Raw genomic sequence first — 16,775 nt, 5'->3', positions numbered from 1 at the left:
TATTCTCCTGTATACGTAGCCGGTTGCGCTGAATCGTTATCACTGTTAACGAAAACAGCGCGGCGCAACCTCTCTACAATTGAATAAATATAACCTCTTATAAAGCGTTTGCCGGGACTATCAGAATAATCCAGAAACCGGTTTCCCGAATATTCGGAAAGAATTGCACTTAACTTCCGGCGTATTTGTCATTACAGATACTGTTCAATTTCAATCACTTTAATTCCTTTGCTTTTCGCCAGCCCGATACAATCGGCGGTATCCTCTCCGCCAGAAAATGCCAAAATAATATCCGGGCGGCTGTCTTCTAACATAAAAATATTCCGGCGGATTTCTGCATATTTACCGTGCGCGGCCCAGTTGGCGGGATAGCGCACGATATGAACGCCCGCATCCCTTGCCCAGCGCTCGATCGCACCGCCGGAGGACTGATGTCCGCCGTGGATCAGCACACGGATATTCTGCGATTGCGAATATAAATCCAGTACCCGCGTTAGCGTACTAATACCGGTATAAAACCGGCCTGAACAAATAAGCACTCTCATGAAGTTTTCCTGTTGTTTTTATTATGGGATTCACACGTCTGCATTATTTTCAATTATCGCCCGTAATTCATCACCGTGCCGGTCAATAACAGGATACGCCACGGCAGCAATATGATGATGTACGCGGCGGTAATCGCGTAAAACACGCTGAAAAATATCACCGGATTCCGCCCACGCATTTTTATCATCGCGCAGTTTTTTAAAATGTTCACGGCTGGCGGTGGCTTCAATCTGGCGAATCACCTCTTTTCGCGCCACCAGCTGATGCGCAGCGTCGTGGTCTTCGCCCAGAAATGCGGTTACGGCCAGACGCTGGCTGGTGAGGATTTCCGTATGCAGCAGCGCAATATTGTTCCGTTCGAACTCGCTGAACGTCTCGCCACGTCGCGTCCTGCGTGCGGCCAGCTCCGCCAGGCTGCTGGAAAGAATGTCACCCGCATGTTCGACGTTAATCACAAACATCAAAATTTCCTGCGCGCGGTCGGCATCGGCGTCACTCAGCCCGTCGTGCGCCAGATCGGCCAGATAAGCCCGGATCGCCGCACTCAGCATGTCCAGCGACTGATCCAGATGACGGATTTCCGTGCGGCTGCCCTTTTCCGGTGTCTGAAACAGCACCTGCAACCGGTCGAGCATAATGTTGAGCATATCCGCTGCGCGCAGGGATTCACGCACAGAATTTGATAAACCGATATAGGCGATGTCCAGCCCGGTTTCGTCGAGATACACCGGCATGCCCGGATCACCGGCACGTGCTTCTTCCGGGAAAAGCCGCTCAAGCAGGCGGGCGACCGGCGCGGTCAGGCCGATAAATACCAGCGCCAGCACGGCGCTGAACGCGGTATGAAACCACACCACCAGCTGCGGCGTGGTCAGCGATAAATTGTCTGCAAGACGCGCCAACAACGGCATAAAGGCCAGTGCCACCACGCAACCGGCGCAGCGGATCAGCAGATTGCCCACGGGCAGACGGCGGGCGACGGCTTTTCCGGCATTCAGCACCGGCGGCAGCGCGCCGCCAATGTTCGCGCCGAGTACCAGCACCATTGCGGTGACCGGTGTCATGACGCCCGTCGCCGCCAGCGAGGCGATCAGTAAAATCACCGCCACACTTGAATGGCAAACCAGCGTGAGGATCACTGCCACGGACAGCGCGATCAGCGTATCGCCCTCTAGTCCGGACATCACGGCGCGGAACACCGGTGTGGATTCGATGTGTGCGAGCGTTGCGCCCAGCAGGTTCAGCGCCAACAGCATCAGCCCGAGGCCAATCATCGCGCAACCGGCACTTTCAAAGCCGGTATGGTCACGCATTTTAAAGACGATAAATCCGCTAAGCATCAGCAACGGAACCGCGATCGCGGTGTTGAAACTCATCAGCTGAACCACCAGCGTCGAACCGACGTTGGCACCGAGCATCACGGCCAGCGCAGGCGCGAGGCTCAGCGTTCCGGCGGCGGTAAACGAGGTGGCCATCAGGCTGACGGCGGTGCTGCTTTGCAAAAGGCAGGTAATGCCCACGCCGGACAGCAACGCCATCCCGCGATGTTTTAGATGACGCCCCATCCAGTGGCGTAACGGCGTTCCGAACCCGCGTTGCAACGCGGAGGAAATCATGTGGGAACCCCACAGCAGCAGAGCAATTGCGCCTGCCAGGTTAATCAGTAAGGTGGTGCCAGATTGGGTTGTTGCAAACATAATCGCTCCCCTTTTTCAGGGTTGTCATTGTGAAGCGTGGTGCTATTTTCAGTCTTAAAACGGTGCCGCAAAGTGCGGCGGCACCGGTCAGGTTTTAATGAGAAATCAGGACATCAGAACCACTGTTTAAAACGACGGATGTAGAACGTTTTCATGCCCTGTGCGACACAGCAGTACGCCAGCAGCGTACCGGCCAGCCACGGGAAGTATTGCCACGGCAGCGCCTGTAGCCCGACGATCGGCCCCAGCGGAGAGAACGGCACATAGATACCGACCGCCATCACCAACCCGGTCATCAGCATCACCGGCCACGCCGCCGTGCTCTGGATGAACGGGATTTTCTGGGTACGCAGCATATGCACCACCAGCGTCTGGGACAGCAGCCCTTCCACAAACCAGCCGGACTGGAACAACGTCTGCATATGTTCACTGTTGGCGCTGAACACGTACCACATCAGGGCAAAGGTCGTCATGTCGAAGAGGGACGACGTCGGACCAATCCACACCATGAAACGGCCAATGTTCTTGGCATCCCATTTCCGCGGTTTTTTCAGGAACTCCTTGTCAATTTTGTCCCACGGGAGCGCCAGCTGGGAGATGTCATACATCAGGTTTTGCAGCAACAGCTGAATCGCCAGCATCGGCAGGAACGGGATAAACGCACTGGCAACCAGAACGGAGAACACGTTGCCAAAGTTGGAACTGGCAGTCATGTTCAGGTACTTCATGATATTCCCGAACGTTTCGCGCCCTTTCAGCACGCCCTCTTCCAGCACCATCAGGCTTTTTTCCAGCAGGATAATATCGGCAGATTCTTTGGCGATATCTGTACCGCTGTCGACGGAAATCCCGACGTCCGCGTCTCGCAACGCCGGTGCATCGTTGATACCGTCACCGAGGAATCCGACCGTGTGGCCGTTGGCCTGCAACGCTTTAAGCACCCGCGATTTTTGCAGCGGCGTCAGTTTTGCAAACACCGTGCGCTCTTCCACCAGCTCACGCAGCGTGGCGTCATCGAGGCGTTCAATCTGTGGCCCGAGCAGCGGTTCGCCCGGTGCTAATCCCACCTGATGACAGATGCGGCTGGTCACAACGGCGTTATCGCCGGTCAGCACTTTTACGCCCACGCCGATATCACGCAGCGCCGCAATGGCCGGGCCGGCAGATTCTTTCGGCGGATCAAGGAAGGTCAGGAACCCTTGCAGGATCAGGTCGTGCTCATCAGTTGTGCCGTACTGTTTTTTCGCCTCGCTCTTACGGATGTCACGGCTCGCTACAACCAGTACGCGGAACCCTTCCTGGTTGTAGTCATTCGCCAGCGCCAGCAGTGCCTCACGGCGTGCAGGCGTCAGTTCCACCACCGCACCGTTTTCCTGCATGTGCGTGGAAATACTCAGCATTTCCTCTACCGCACCTTTACAGATCAGCAGATGGTTTTCCTTCGCATCTTTCACCACAATCGACAGACGGCGGCGGACGAAATCGAACGGCATTTCATCCACTTTGCTGTAGCCCTGAGGCCGGGTGAATTTTGAAACGCCATTCTCGGAGAAGTGCAGAACTGCCTGATCCATCAGGTTTTTGATGCCGCTCTGGTGATAACTGTTCAGCCATGCCAGCGCCAGAACCGACTCGTTTTTTGCTCCTTTTGTGTCGATATGGTGCTCAAGAATGATTTTGTCCTGCGTCAGCGTGCCGGTTTTATCGGTACACAGAATGTCCATCGCGCCGAGGTTCTGGATGGCGTTCAAACGTTTGACGACCACCTTGCGTTTCGCCATCGCCATCGCGCCCTTCGCCAGATTGGCGCTGACGATCATTGGCAGCATTTCCGGCGTCAGCCCGACGGCGACCGCGACGGCAAACAGCAGCGCGTCCCACCATTCGCCTTTCATGATGCCGTTGATCAGGAAGACCACCGGCACCATCACCAGCATAAAGCGGATCAGTAACCCGCTGACGCTGTTCACGCCGCGATCAAACGCCGTCTGCACGCGGGTGCCGACAATGGCTTTCGCCAGCGAGCCAAAATACGTTCTTGGCCCGGTCGCCACGACGACGGCCTGCGCCGTGCCGCTGACCACGTTGGTGCCCATGAAACAAATGTTGGGAATATCCAGCAGATTTTCATTATCCGCACTCACGTCGCTGGCCGATTTTTGCGCCACGTCGCCCAGCGTGTCGTACTTTTCAACCGGCAACGCTTCACCGGTCAGCACGGCCTGGCTGATGAACAGGTCCCGCGATTCAATCAGACGGACATCCGCCGGGATCATATCGCCCGCATAAAGCTGCACGATGTCGCCGACGACCAGGTCACGCATCGGGATTTCACGCAGGGAACCAGCTTTTCCCATGCGGTCACGGCGCAGCACTGTGGCTGTGGTTCTGACCATGGCTTTCAGCGCTTCAGCCGATTTCGCCGAGCGATATTCCTGCCAGAAACGGACGAGTCCGCTCAGCACCACCATCGTGCCGATGATGTAAACCCCGGTCAGATCGGTTTCTTCTCCGGCGCGCAGCGGGAACCAGAAATCGGTGAAGAAGCTGATGACGGCTAACACGGCTAATACATAGATGAACGGGTTGTTAAAGGCCTTCACCATCTGGATCAGCGCGTGAGGCGGTTTGTCATGGGCGACTTCGTTGTAACCTTCTTTCTCCAGACGCGTGGCGGCACTGGCTTCCGTCAGGCCATCGCGGGTGGCGTTAACGTTAATCAGCGTAACCGCAACGCCGTTTTTCGCCTCCTGCGCGGCACGCATGGAGAGCGTCTGTTGTTTCTTTTTTTCTTGTGTGGTGTTGTTTTGTACAGTCATGGTGGTGCTCCTGTCGCGCAACAATAGGGGCGTAATATCTGTAAGCCTTATTTCAGGCTGCAGAATATTGCCCGCATCGTCGAGACGATCGGTATTTTCATTTATTTTATGCAGGGCTATTCGCTGTTTATTTAAAGATAAACAGAACAAGCCTTATTGTGTGTCTATTATTTCTGCTTCAGGTTTTGCCGGGCGGAATTATTCTCTGAAATAACTTAGTCGAACCAGTTCAACGGAATTAAATCAGCGATATTCCTGCCGGAAAACGATCAGGCAGTAATAAGGACGAAATCCAGCACGGGATAAACCACGGGCTAAATCAGGCGGGGGAAAACCGACTTTGAGGTTCTTCGCTGTCAGCCATGATGCAACGCTGTTCGAGCTGGCCGGTCACAGGACTGACGCGCCAGGTGGTTACGCGAAGATTCATATTACTGATTTTAGAAGAAAAAATTGAATGCGAGTCTTTGCCGCGCGCAGCCAGAACCCTGTCTCGGGACGGACGGACACGCAGAAGTGATGTCAGGGTTTTGACATCAGGATAAAGGATTGATTTGAAGTTCATAACACACCCCGGGACCGTAAACACTCAGGTTGAGGTGAGATAACACAAGAGCATCAGGCTCTGGCGAGGCGCACCCAAACGATGAAATGATCACAGTCGATTTCATGTTTAATATTCCGAAGCGCCAGTTCAGCGTCATTCGGGAAGTTACTAGATACAGTGTCCATTAGTCTCTTATGTTAAGTGAGGAAAGGCCGCAACTTCCGGCACGTGCAATTTACGCAGGGTCGGAAATATTGTCAACCCGTAAACTCATAATTAATACGCCCCGTTTATGTTTGAGTGAGGAAACAGCGACAGCGTTATTCCAACCGGATGTTATAACCTAAACGAACATCAACAAGATTGTCATAAAAGTGAAACTCCCGCCGGAGTTCTCAGGCAGGAGTTTATTACTGAGTTTTGAGTTAATTAAAGCGCTGGTTATTTTGTGATATCAGAATGAATATTGTATTCCTAAACGGAAACGCGTCTGACGTTCGTCGGTGGTTTTTCTGACAGAAACATCACCGACCTGAACATACGGCGTCCAGTTCTTATTGATATTATAAGCGACCTTCAGGTCCTGCTCATAATCCCATTTGTCGTTGTCATATAAAATCTGGTCGCTGTGCTTATAAATATAGTTATATTCAAAGCGCCAGTCGGCAAGACGATATCCCAGCCAGATTTCACCGCGGTTAGTTTTACGGTCTTCGGTATTTTCTTTGGTATAACGGGTATATTCGTAACGATAGCGCGCATTAAAGTAAATGCCGTTGTCGAAGGTATATCCGGCGGTTAAAAACGGTTTATAGATACTGCTGTCAGAGCTGGATTCGAGCGTAAAGCCCGGCTGCAGGAAGAACGCGGGCGTCACTTTATACTGATAGCTGATGGTGCTTTCAGTACCGTTATCTACCAGATTATTAAAGGGTTTGTTGGGGTTGTCACCACCAGATTTCCACTTGGCTTCCAGTGAAAAACCGAAACCATTGGCAAACCGGTGTGATACTAACGCCCTGTCTTTATGTTGTTTACTGTCATCGAGCCATTCATGGCGAAGGTCGATCGTCACGGCCTGACTGCTGGCGCTGGCCAGCAGCAGACCGCAGATCAGCAGTCTGTTCTTTTTCATTTTTTAAGTCCCAGAGATATTGAGTTTTTTATGTTATAAGCAATGCTTGTTATTCATCACGCCGTTTTATTTTTGTTTCAAAAAGTCAGCGTAATTAAATCCGCCGTCAGAAAGACGGGTAACCGGATCCGGCAGCCTGAGAGAAATAAACTCTCCCGGCGTAATTTCTTTATTCAGCGTATTCACGCTTTTGTTATTCAGATAAAAATAATTACTCTCATCGACATTGCCGCTGACAGAATCGTCATATTTTCCCGGCGTGGTGCGCAGCGATATGTTGTCTTTGAATACGCCCTGTTTATCTGCAGTGGTGTACGGCGACGGACGGAACAGGAAGTTGAAGCGTTTGTTGTCCACCGCGCGGTTACCTTCCACGTAAAGCTCGCCGGGGTTGAAGTTGTCGGTGAAACCGTCCATACCGTTTTCAACCGCCACGCTGTTCAGCACGCGGTGCGCCACCGGCAGGCCTTCTCCGCCGAGCTTAAATCCGTTACTGCCGTTGTGAACCGACAAGCTGTTTTCGATCGTGACGCTGCCGTTCGGGCCGTCTTCGATTTTGTTGAACAGGTCGAATCCGTCATCCACGTTGTCATGTGAATAGCAGTTCACCAGCCGGTTGCCCTCGCCCACGCGCATTTTCACGGCAAAACCGTCGGCATTTTTACGCCCCGGATCCTGATTTTCCCAGGATTCAGAATTGCTGATGAGGTTATGGCTGGCCCATAACGCACGGCCAATGCCGTCCGGCGAGGCGACCCAGATGCCGGTATCGTCGGCATGATGGGCTTTGACGCGGTCGATATGGTTGTGACTTCCTGCAATATGAAAACTTTTCTGCGTGACGGTAATACCCTGCACATTCCAGAAACTGGCTTCGAGTTTTAATCCGTTAAACACCGCATTTTCGCCCAGCGGACGCAACGTTTTCTGTTTTGCCAGAGTGCCGCTGGCGGTGGCCGGGATCACGCTGGCCGGATAGTCACCGTCTGCCAGCCACAGCGTGCCGCCCGTCGCTAACAGATCCACCGCGCTGGCGAAATCCAGCGGATGCGCTTGTGAACCGTCGTTTTCAGCCGTTCCCTGCGGTGAGACATAAAGCGCATCAGGATTGCTGACCAGCGCCATACGAACCGCAAATTCCTGCGTCAGCGGTTTCCCGCTTTCAGGCGTGAACGTCACTTTCAGCGTGGTGGAAGGCTGCCCGGCGTGGAACGGCACGGCAACCACTTCGCCGCCCTGAACGGTTTTCTGCCGTAATAGCGGCTTATTTCCTTCATCTATCTGCAACTGGCCATCGCCGTTAGTGCGCAGCTGGAATACGCTGTCGCGGCGCGCGATGACCGGCGAAGACATGATTTCAATACGCGGTTTCAGTGACGGTGTCACGTAAGCTGCGGAAGGCAAAGAATGCGCTTCGCTGAGTGTCAGCTTCGCGTGACTGACCGTGATTTTGGCATTGCGCGATGCGAAGAAACCGACGTAATACCCGGTTTTATCCAGCTGCGTGACCCGGTCTGCGCCTTCAACGGATTTTACCGTCCACTGGTCGCTCCCCTGCGGTGCATAGGCGACATCAAAACCGCTGTCCGTCCGCGTCAGCCGCAGCGAGAAATGCGCAGGGGTGGTCAGCGGATGATATTCGTCGCGCACAATGCCGATCCCGGTGTTTCCCCACGGCTGTCTGACGCCCTGCCGTGCAATCAGCGCCACGACCGGCGGCTTATCGCCCACGGCCATCACGCTGTTCATCACCATATTTGAGGCTGCCGGTAACTCCTCAATGCCCGGTTTGGTGACGGGCTCGCGCGGTGCGCCGAGGATGTCGCGCACCAGTAATCCCGCGCCTTCCTGACCGGCCGGTTTCGCGCCGTTTTCAGGACCAAACTGATCGAGCGTGATATCGGCTTCCAGCTGGAAATTCGCCTCTGCGGGCAGACGCGTATAGAAATAGGTCAGGCCGTCGTGGCTGTTCCCCACTTTGCCGCCGCGGCTTTCCAGCGTAAACGGCGTGGTCAGCGGGATGCCCGTTGCGGGAACGGGCTTATCATCCGCCAGACGCACTTCGTTCATGCCGATTTTTTCCGGCAATACGTTGGTGGCGAAATTGACGTCGGTAGACTGACCAAAAGCGATGCTGTGCCAGCGCAGATTTTCCGGTTCAGGCAATGCGGCGGCTACGCTGTGTGCGCAAATCCCGAAGGAGAGTGCGACCACAGCCAGTTTGTATTCCCACATAGATTTTCTCATCCATAAAAAATACGGGGTCGCTGGCCGGTGTTTCCCGGCCAGCCGGTGAGGTCTAAATACTGTGTTATTCGGAGATTACGGCTGCTGCGTGGTGCCAGTTAGCGGTTTAGGCACGTCCACGCTGACGGCGGGCGTGTTGAAGATTTTGCGGCATACCGCGCTGTTGCCCCAGCATTCTTCATACGGATGGCCGATCAGCTCTTCCATGACCGCGCGCGCGTCCGGTTTGATATGGCCGATGGCGCCGCCTGCTTTGATACGCGCCACTTCACCCAATACCACCAGATGCGTTTTGCGGTTCAGCTTCATCTGGTTACTGAACAGCATCGCCATCAGCGCAAGGCCGATGACCCCGATGCAGAACACCAGCGCAATCGCCATCACCGCGCTTTCCGGCTGGGTATGTGATTTGGACTGGAAGCCGTAGAAGCTCAGAATGGCACCCATCACAAACACGATCACCGACCGCATCAGCTTGCCGGAGAAGGTCATCGCCCCGGCGTAGATCCCTTCGCGACGACGGCCGGTAAAGGCTTCATCCACATCAGCCAGGAAGGTGTAAACCGTCCACGGAATGTAGTAAACGCCGCCGGTGCCGATACCGAAAATCACGGTAATGGTCAGCATCGCCACGGTCGCGTACTGCTGCGGCAGGTGCAGGAAATGCAGCAGGCTGTAGCAAAGGACGGAAAACACCACGATGCCCAGTGCCAGAATATAAGGCTTGCTGAAGCCGTGTTTCACGCAAATACCGATGAAAATCGCGGTAGAGAACAGTTGCAGAATTGAGTTCAGGCTGCTCAGGCCTGCGACCATGGTCGGGTCATATTGCAGAACGAAAATGATGAAGTAGGTGAAGACCGATGCGAACAGCCATTCCGCCCCAAATCCGCACAGATACATGCCCAGATGTTTACGGAATACGCGCAGGTGGAACGTCGATTTCATATCGCGCACCAGCGTCAGCATGGTTTTGCCGAGGCTCATTTTGGTTTCGTCAACCGGCGTAGTCTCTTCCACCGGACGTTCCCAGGAAGACAAATACAGCAGGCCAATGGCAACACACAAGATCACCCCGTATGTCAGCGCCGTGAAGAAGAACGGCTGCGCGGAGTCCTTGCCGTAAATCAGGATGAACTGGCCGGGAATGAAAGCCGCCAGGAAATTTGCCACTTTACCGAAAATCGCTTTGTAGCCGGTCAGTTTAGAGCGCGCCGAGAAGTCGGTGGTCATTTCGGTCGCGAGCGTTTCATACGGCACCATGACCGAGGTATAAATCAACTCGAACAGCACGTACGTGGACAGGTAATACCAGAACCCGAAGCCTTCCACCCATAACAGCGGGTAGAACATCATCAGCGGTACGCCGAGTAAAATGAAAAAACGGCGGCGGCCAAAGCGTTTGCCGAGGCGCGTTTTACCAAAGTTATCCGAGAGGTAACCCATCAGCGGATTGCTGATAGCGTCAATAATGCTGGCAACCGAGAAGATGGCTGAAGCCTGAAGCAGGGTCAGGCCGCAAAACGTGGTGTAGAAATAAAGCAGCCAGATCCCGGCAATCGCCAGCGCCCCGCTGCCCAGTAAATTACCGCCGCCGTAGGCCAGCTGATGTTTAAATAAAATCGGTTTTTCTGTCTTCATGTTTCGTTCCGCCAGAGAGTTTAGAAATATGAACCGCTGTTTCGTTTTTATAGAGATAGCGTTTTATATAGGCGGAGTGAATGAATAGATGTGAATCAGTTCACATTTGAAAGCGCGGCGGATGATTTGTCAGGCAATTTTGCGATACGTGTAACATTCTCGTCCATCAAAAAATCACAATTCACGAGTATGTTCAATTTGCATTAGTTTGGAGTTGAATGGTTTGCTGACTATTACTAATCAAAACCATGACTTAACCTGGGGGGGGGGAATCTGAGGATTTCTTTTCACCTTAAGGTGAAAGGTCGTGCATGAAAGGGATAAAACAGGCCATTCCCTGGCCTTATTGCCTGCTACAGCGGGTCATTCTGATTCATAAATCGCCCGGAATATCAGGCTTTCAGCAGTGACGCTGTGCTTTCACTGAGTTCATCCAGCAAGGTATAGCGTTTACGGTATTCGGAACGCTTTTTACTCGGGATCTCTTCCATGGTTTTGCGTGGAAGTTGCAGCGGAACGTCATATAACGCAGATGAATACACCGTCGCACTGATGGAATCCCAGAATTCGTTATAACTGGCGACAAACACATTTTTCTTTCGGTGACGGTAACGGAGGCTGCGGAAAACGTGGCCGGTATCGCTGACGGCCAGAATGCGTTTCACACCAGCAATTTCTGCGATGCGTTGAAGGCTTTCGAGTAACAGACGTTTTGGAAACAGCCCGTAGCAGGATTTGGTCGCCTGTTTAATCACTTCATGCGGCGTTGAGCGATGCGCACCCTGAAAGCCGCCGACCACGATTGTCGGCCCTTCCGGGCGTTGCACCACACTGAACGTCAGTGCTGCCAGCAATGTGTCTTCCATATACAGGAACATGTTGGCTTCACCTTCACGCTCGGATTTACCGATGGAACCGAGCACTACTCTGAATGCCTCGCCGTCTTTGCCAGTAAATTGCGTGACGGTATTGCCTTTTGCGCTGAGGAAGGTATTGCGCAATGACGTATTTTCCATACCGCTGACGAATGCGTAATGGTCAACCAGCGCGTCGGCGCGACCGGCAGAAGGTAAGCCGAGATACAAATAAGGTTTGTGAATTTTGCTGGGCAGTTTGGTCTGAACGGTGAAGGCCTCGTGCCAGACCGGTTCTGCGGCCATCTTGTCGAGAACTTTCAGGGTGTCCAGCGGATGTAATAAGGTGCGAACGAAATATTTGACGCGGAACATCCGGTCGCGCCACAAATTATCAGGCACGCGCGCACCACTCAGCAGATCCATAAACAAGTTGAATCCGCTGGCATTTTTTGTCGTTGTTTCGTTAAGGGATTCGGTTTGATTGAGGGACGAGTGTTCCATGATTTATTTCCGCTGCCTGAAATAATCACGGTATCACCCGATTTTTAAACATTTTAACAACGTGGATTTAAAGAGAATGGAGGCTTCAGGATTAAGTACATATCGTTTAGCTGCGGTTTACTTTACGCTTTCTTTACACAGTAACCCGCTTTTTCTGCACATTCATCAGGTTTTTTACTGTGACGCGCCGTGGAGATTACAAGGTTTTATTTTCCACAAATTCAAAGGCCAGACGCAGCTGTTCTGCGTTCGGATTTCCCGGCAACAGATGTATGGATTCTCCAGCCTGCAAGGTGCGTTCAATCAGCCGTGAGATCTGTGCTTCGTCATGAATATCCACCTGCAACTGCGCCAGACTGACTGGCAGATCCAGCACGCGGTACAGCGCCGTCAGTTGTTGAACCACTTCCGGCTGATTCAGCAGTGCGCTTTGCACCAAAATGCCGTAAGCCACTTTGGTACCGTGCAGGAAAGCGTCAGTTTGCGGCAACGCCGTCAGGCCGTTATGCACTGAGTGTGCGGCGGCAATGCGGGTATAGCGGTCGCCCAGACCGCCGACCAGCCCGCCACCGGCAATGATTGCGTCAAGTACGTTGAGGAAAGATTGCGTCAGCTGATTGTCGTCCTGCGCCTGCAACGCCGCTTCACTTTCGTTGAGCAGAACGTCGCGGATCGTCAGCGCCGTGTTCAGGCCGAGCTGCACCGTTAAAGGCAGAATTTCCGGCTGCGGGCTGAGCACCACCGCTTCGTACCATTTCGCCAGTGTATCGCCGATTCCGGCCAGCAGATATTCCTTCGGCGCACTGAGAATAATGCGCGGCTCGACCAGCACCAGATGGTTGGCGTCGTTGAAAATTTCATAGCGCAACGCCTGCCCTTCATCGTTGTACCACACGGAAAGCGGCGTCCAGGCGGCGCAGGTGGCGGCAATAGTCGGAATGGCGACAACCGGTAATCCAAGGCGACGGGCCACGACTTTCGCTGTATCCAGTACTGCGCCGCCGCCGATCCCAATCACCACCTGACGGTATTCCCCGCCAATCGCCGCAATACGCCGGACTTCGGTTTCGCTGCAATGGGCGCTGAACAATACGCGCTTTGCCTGCGATGCGCTGAACGCTTCTGGCAGATAGTCCTGCGCTGCCGCCAGTGCGCGTTCGCCGTAAATCCACAGCGCGTTATCCAGTTGTTCCGGTGTGTAAAACTGCGCCAGACGTTCAATCGCGCCGGGGAAAGAAAAGTAGTTTGCGGGGCCGGTAACCACGCGGATATCAGTATCGCTCATGGGGAAATCCTTGAATTAGAAGCTGTTAACATCCTACTCACGGACATCTGGATGGCTAATAATTTTTGGCATTAACTTATGCCTTTTAGTTCGTTGCCAATCACTACCCTGTCATCAAAACTCGGACAATCAATTCATTAACGCATTCTAAAAGCCTCCCCAAAGGCCTGCATGAATTGTCTTCCCGTTCGAATGATGATTAACCACACACAGGGTAATTGAAATGAAATTGTTCTCTTCTTCATTGCTGGCATTAAGTTTGTTGTCGGTCTTTCCTGCTTTTGCGGCAGACACCGCCGCGATACCAAAAGCCATTGCCGATCATAAAGGGCCGGTGCGCATTGCGGTGATCCGCAATTTGGGCTCGGACGATAACACTACGCAATTTGTCTCCGGTGCGATCCAGGAAGGCCGCAAGTTAGGTTTTCAGGTCAGCACGTTTCTGAGTAACGGCGATGACGCCAAATTCCAGGATTTCGTCAATCAGGCCATCAGCCAGAAATATGACGGGATTATTTTGTCTCAGGGACGCGACCCGTATTCCACCGAATTGCTCAAACGTATTACCGCCAGCGGCATTGCGGTGTCGGTTTTTGATACCGCCGTCAACGGCGATATTCCCGGCGTAACCGTTACCCAGCAGGATGACGCATCGTTAACCGAAATGTCCGTGGGCCAGCTGGTGAAGGATTTCGACGGCAAGGCCAATATCGTCAAACTGTGGGTCGCCGGTTTTCCGCCAATGGAACGCCGTCAGGATGCCTATAAAAAGCTGCTGAAAGACCAGCCGGGAATTCATGAACTCGAATCCGTCGGCGCAGTGTCTTCGGACGTTCAGGGCGACACGGCCAACAAAATTGGCGCGATTTTAGCGAAGTACCCGAAAGGCAAAATTGATGCGATCTGGGGGACGTGGGATGCGTTCAGCCAGGGCGCGTATAAAGCCTTGCAGGAAAATGGCCGCACGGAAATCAAACTCTACAGCATCGACATTTCCAATCAGGATATCGGCCTGATGCGTGAGGCAAACAGCCCGTGGAAACTGAGCGCGGCGGTCGATCCGAAACTGATCGGCGCGATTAACCTGCGTCTGGTTGCCAATAAAATTGCCGGCGGGAAAACGCCTGCAACCTATGATTTCAAAGCTTCTGCTATTCCGCAGGCATTGCTGACCAGCAATCCGGACGCCGTCAACGTCGCGTCGCTGGCGAAAGTCATTCCGGGCTGGGGTAAATCGGATGATTTCATCGCCCCGTGGTTCGCCACCCTCGAAGCCAAAAATAAGAAATAAGGCCGGAAAATGACAACGCAATCTCTTCCGCAACCGGAATACAGCCGCAATATGCGGCTGATCGGGCACAGCGATCAGGGCGGAAAGCCTGACGGCGTACAGGTAATGGTTCACCGTGGTTATGCCTATATCGGCCATATGGTGTCGCAGGGTTTTTCTATCGTGGATGTTCGCGACCCGAAAAATCCACGCCCTGCCGGTTTCGTCGCGGCACCGCCGGGCACCTGGAATGTGCATTTACAGGCGCACGACGATTTACTGCTGGTGATCAACGCCCGTGATTTGTTTGCCGACGTGCGTTTCGCCGATGAAAAAGTGTATTACACCCGTTCCGTCAGCGAGACGGTCAAAGGCACGCAGCAGCGCGGCTGGAGCGCCGGTGTGCGGATTTTTGATATTTCGACGCCCGATCAGCCAAAAGAGATTAGCTTTCTCGGGCTGGAAGGTATCGGCGTTCACCGCATCTGGTATGTCGGCGGGCGCTGGGCTTATGTGTCGGCGCTGATCGACGGTTATAGCGATTATATTTTCCTGACTATCGATCTGGCTGACCCGCGTCACCCGCAGGTGGCCGGACGCTGGTGGCTGCCGGGGATGCACACCGCAGGCGGTGAAACGCAGAGCTGGCCGGAAGGTAAACGCTACGCGCTGCATCACGCGATAATCAGCGGGGACACGGCGTATGCCAGCTGGCGCGACGGCGGCCTGACGTTGCTGGACATCAAAGACCGGACCGCACCGCAGCTGATTTCTCACCGTAACTGGAGCCCGCCGTTTGGTGGCGGTACGCACACCGCGCTGCCGTTGCCGGACCGGGATTTGCTGATCGTGCTCGATGAGGCGGTGCTGGATAATCAGGAAGACGGCGAGAAGCTGATCTGGGTATTCGATGTGCGCGAGCCGTCCAGCCCGGTGAGTATTTCGACGTTCCCGCAGCCGGATGAGCGGGATTATGTCAGTAAAGGCGCACATTTTGGCCCGCACAACCTGCATGAGAACCGTCCGGGCAGCTTTATCAGCTCGACGCTGATTTTCGCCACTTACCAGAATGCCGGTGTTCGCGCGTACGACATCAGCAATCCGTATCAGCCGAAAGAGACTGGTGCACTGGTGCCGGCGGCTCCGGCCAAAATGATGGACACCCGTCCCGGCAGGCCGCAGGTGATTCAGTCCTGCGACGTGTTTGTCGATGCGCAGGGCATCATCTACAGCACCGACTACAACGGTGGCCTTTCCATCATCGAGTATCTCGGTTAATGCTTCGCCGCGTCTGAATACGTCAGTTTAAGATGCGGCGATTTTCTTTTCTGCCACCTTCTTCCCCGGGCTGAGCACCAGCCACACCGCCAGACAAATCAGCACACCACCCGCAAAGAACCCTTCCGACAGCGTTTCATTGAGCAACAGATAGCCCCACAAAATACCAAATGGCGGGATCAGAAACGTCACGGTCATGCTGCGCAGTGGGCCGATATCGGCAATCAGGCGGAAATACAAAATATACGCCCAGGCCGTACAGATGAAACCGACCGACAGCACGCACAGCCAGACCACCGGCTGCGCCCAGCTGACCGGCGCTTCTGTCGCGGAGGTGTACAAAAAGAACGGCAGCAGGAACAGCGTGGCGCCCAGCTGACTGCCGGTTGCCACCAGTTTCGGATCCAGCCCGCCGCGATCAGAAATCCAGCGGCGCGTCAGGAACCCGGCCACCGCATAACAGCTGGTCGCTATCAGGCAGGCGAGCACGCCCGCCAGCAGCGACGACACGGATTGCGCCGCGCCGGTGGCGGTCAGCAGCGTAATGCCGAATAACCCCAGCAGCACGCCGAGCGCCTTTTTGAGCGTCACGCTTTCATGGAAAAACAGCCCGCCCACGACCACACCCATCAGCGGCGTCGTGGCATTAAGAATGGCCGAATACCCGGCGGGCAGCCAGCGTGCGGCCAGGCAGTACATTAGAAACGGCAACCCGGAGTTGATTACGCCGAGCAGCAACGCACTGCGGAATTTCCCCTGATACTCACGGGGCGTACGCAGCACCGCCAGAATCACCACCAGCCCGACAAACCCGAACAGCACCCGTAAAAATGCGGTATTGATCGCCCCGAACGCCGGAGACGCCACCCGCATAAACAAAAAGCTCCCGCCCCAGATAGCCGCCAGCAACAACAAACGGCAATAATCGCCACTTTTCATTCACTTCTCCTTT

At 54.1% G+C, this 16,775-nt stretch carries 12 protein-coding genes; 2 read left to right on the top strand and 10 right to left on the bottom strand.

Features of this window, described 5'->3' with window-relative positions:
• Positions 1–191 precede the first annotated feature (191 nt).
• The 9 genes from ACLBVC_RS04675 to ACLBVC_RS04635 form a co-directional block, all read right to left on the bottom strand.
• Entirely contained in the window at positions 192–545 is a 354-nt protein-coding gene (locus ACLBVC_RS04675; RefSeq protein ID WP_195813401.1) for a DUF2493 domain-containing protein, read from the bottom strand.
• Positions 546–575: 30 nt separating this feature from the next.
• Positions 576–2,243: a Na/Pi cotransporter family protein gene (locus tag ACLBVC_RS04670; RefSeq protein ID WP_410148450.1), complete on the bottom strand. Its 1,668-nt coding sequence runs from the start codon at positions 2,241–2,243 to the stop codon at positions 576–578.
• A 113-nt stretch (positions 2,244–2,356) separates the two neighbouring features.
• A complete protein-coding gene (gene mgtA / locus ACLBVC_RS04665; RefSeq protein WP_410148448.1) occupies positions 2,357–5,062 on the bottom strand; it encodes a magnesium-translocating P-type ATPase in 2,706 nt (901 codons plus the stop codon).
• Positions 5,063–5,381: 319 nt separating this feature from the next.
• Complete coding sequence (locus tag ACLBVC_RS04660; RefSeq protein WP_195813404.1) at positions 5,382–5,627, bottom strand: hypothetical protein; 246 nt, start codon at positions 5,625–5,627, stop codon at positions 5,382–5,384.
• A 436-nt stretch (positions 5,628–6,063) separates the two neighbouring features.
• On the bottom strand, positions 6,064–6,744 hold the full coding sequence (locus ACLBVC_RS04655) for an oligogalacturonate-specific porin KdgM family protein (protein ID WP_410148446.1): 681 nt from the start codon (positions 6,742–6,744) through the stop codon (positions 6,064–6,066).
• A 66-nt stretch (positions 6,745–6,810) separates the two neighbouring features.
• Positions 6,811–8,979, bottom strand: a complete 2,169-nt coding sequence (locus tag ACLBVC_RS04650; RefSeq protein WP_410148445.1) for a right-handed parallel beta-helix repeat-containing protein — start codon at positions 8,977–8,979, stop codon at positions 6,811–6,813.
• Between the two features lie 87 nt (positions 8,980–9,066).
• Positions 9,067–10,632 (bottom strand): MFS transporter, encoded by a 1,566-nt coding sequence (locus tag ACLBVC_RS04645; RefSeq protein ID WP_410148443.1) that lies wholly within the window; start codon positions 10,630–10,632, stop codon positions 9,067–9,069.
• A gap of 392 nt (positions 10,633–11,024) precedes the next feature.
• Positions 11,025–11,990: a VirK/YbjX family protein gene (locus tag ACLBVC_RS04640; protein WP_410148442.1), complete on the bottom strand. Its 966-nt coding sequence runs from the start codon at positions 11,988–11,990 to the stop codon at positions 11,025–11,027.
• Between the two features lie 196 nt (positions 11,991–12,186).
• Positions 12,187–13,275, bottom strand: coding sequence for an oxidoreductase (locus ACLBVC_RS04635; protein ID WP_410148440.1), 1,089 nt, complete (start codon positions 13,273–13,275; stop codon positions 12,187–12,189).
• A 223-nt stretch (positions 13,276–13,498) separates the two neighbouring features.
• Here ACLBVC_RS04635 and ACLBVC_RS04630 point away from each other — a divergent pair, with 223 nt between their 5' ends.
• Positions 13,499–14,566 carry a sugar ABC transporter substrate-binding protein gene (locus ACLBVC_RS04630; protein WP_410148439.1) on the top strand — a complete coding sequence of 356 codons (1,068 nt, stop codon included), beginning with the start codon at positions 13,499–13,501 and terminating at the stop codon, positions 14,564–14,566.
• 9 nt (positions 14,567–14,575) lie between these two features.
• Positions 14,576–15,823: an LVIVD repeat-containing protein gene (locus tag ACLBVC_RS04625; protein ID WP_410148437.1), complete on the top strand. Its 1,248-nt coding sequence runs from the start codon at positions 14,576–14,578 to the stop codon at positions 15,821–15,823.
• Positions 15,824–15,850: 27 nt separating this feature from the next.
• Here the strand turns inward: ACLBVC_RS04625 and ACLBVC_RS04620 are convergent, their stop codons facing one another.
• Complete coding sequence (locus tag ACLBVC_RS04620; protein ID WP_410148436.1) at positions 15,851–16,762, bottom strand: DMT family transporter; 912 nt, start codon at positions 16,760–16,762, stop codon at positions 15,851–15,853.
• Positions 16,763–16,775 lie beyond the last annotated feature (13 nt).

The organism is Rahnella selenatireducens (genome assembly GCF_046449555.1).
Classification (GTDB): domain Bacteria; phylum Pseudomonadota; class Gammaproteobacteria; order Enterobacterales; family Enterobacteriaceae; genus Rahnella; species Rahnella selenatireducens.
The sequence above is the reverse complement of the archived record's forward strand: the minus strand, read 5'-3'. Positions and strand labels throughout refer to the sequence as shown.

Coding starts and splice junctions, on each gene's coding strand:
- ACLBVC_RS04675 (WP_195813401.1), bottom strand. CDS start 545: ATGAGAGTGCTTATTTGTTCAGGCCGGTTTTATACCGGTATTAGTACG.
- ACLBVC_RS04670 (WP_410148450.1), bottom strand. CDS start 2,243: ATGTTTGCAACAACCCAATCTGGCACCACCTTACTGATTAACCTGGCA.
- mgtA (WP_410148448.1), bottom strand. CDS start 5,062: ATGACTGTACAAAACAACACCACACAAGAAAAAAAGAAACAACAGACG.
- ACLBVC_RS04660 (WP_195813404.1), bottom strand. CDS start 5,627: ATGAACTTCAAATCAATCCTTTATCCTGATGTCAAAACCCTGACATCA.
- ACLBVC_RS04655 (WP_410148446.1), bottom strand. CDS start 6,744: ATGAAAAAGAACAGACTGCTGATCTGCGGTCTGCTGCTGGCCAGCGCC.
- ACLBVC_RS04650 (WP_410148445.1), bottom strand. CDS start 8,979: ATGTGGGAATACAAACTGGCTGTGGTCGCACTCTCCTTCGGGATTTGC.
- ACLBVC_RS04645 (WP_410148443.1), bottom strand. CDS start 10,632: ATGAAGACAGAAAAACCGATTTTATTTAAACATCAGCTGGCCTACGGC.
- ACLBVC_RS04640 (WP_410148442.1), bottom strand. CDS start 11,990: ATGGAACACTCGTCCCTCAATCAAACCGAATCCCTTAACGAAACAACG.
- ACLBVC_RS04635 (WP_410148440.1), bottom strand. CDS start 13,275: ATGAGCGATACTGATATCCGCGTGGTTACCGGCCCCGCAAACTACTTT.
- ACLBVC_RS04630 (WP_410148439.1), top strand. CDS start 13,499: ATGAAATTGTTCTCTTCTTCATTGCTGGCATTAAGTTTGTTGTCGGTC.
- ACLBVC_RS04625 (WP_410148437.1), top strand. CDS start 14,576: ATGACAACGCAATCTCTTCCGCAACCGGAATACAGCCGCAATATGCGG.
- ACLBVC_RS04620 (WP_410148436.1), bottom strand. CDS start 16,762: ATGAAAAGTGGCGATTATTGCCGTTTGTTGTTGCTGGCGGCTATCTGG.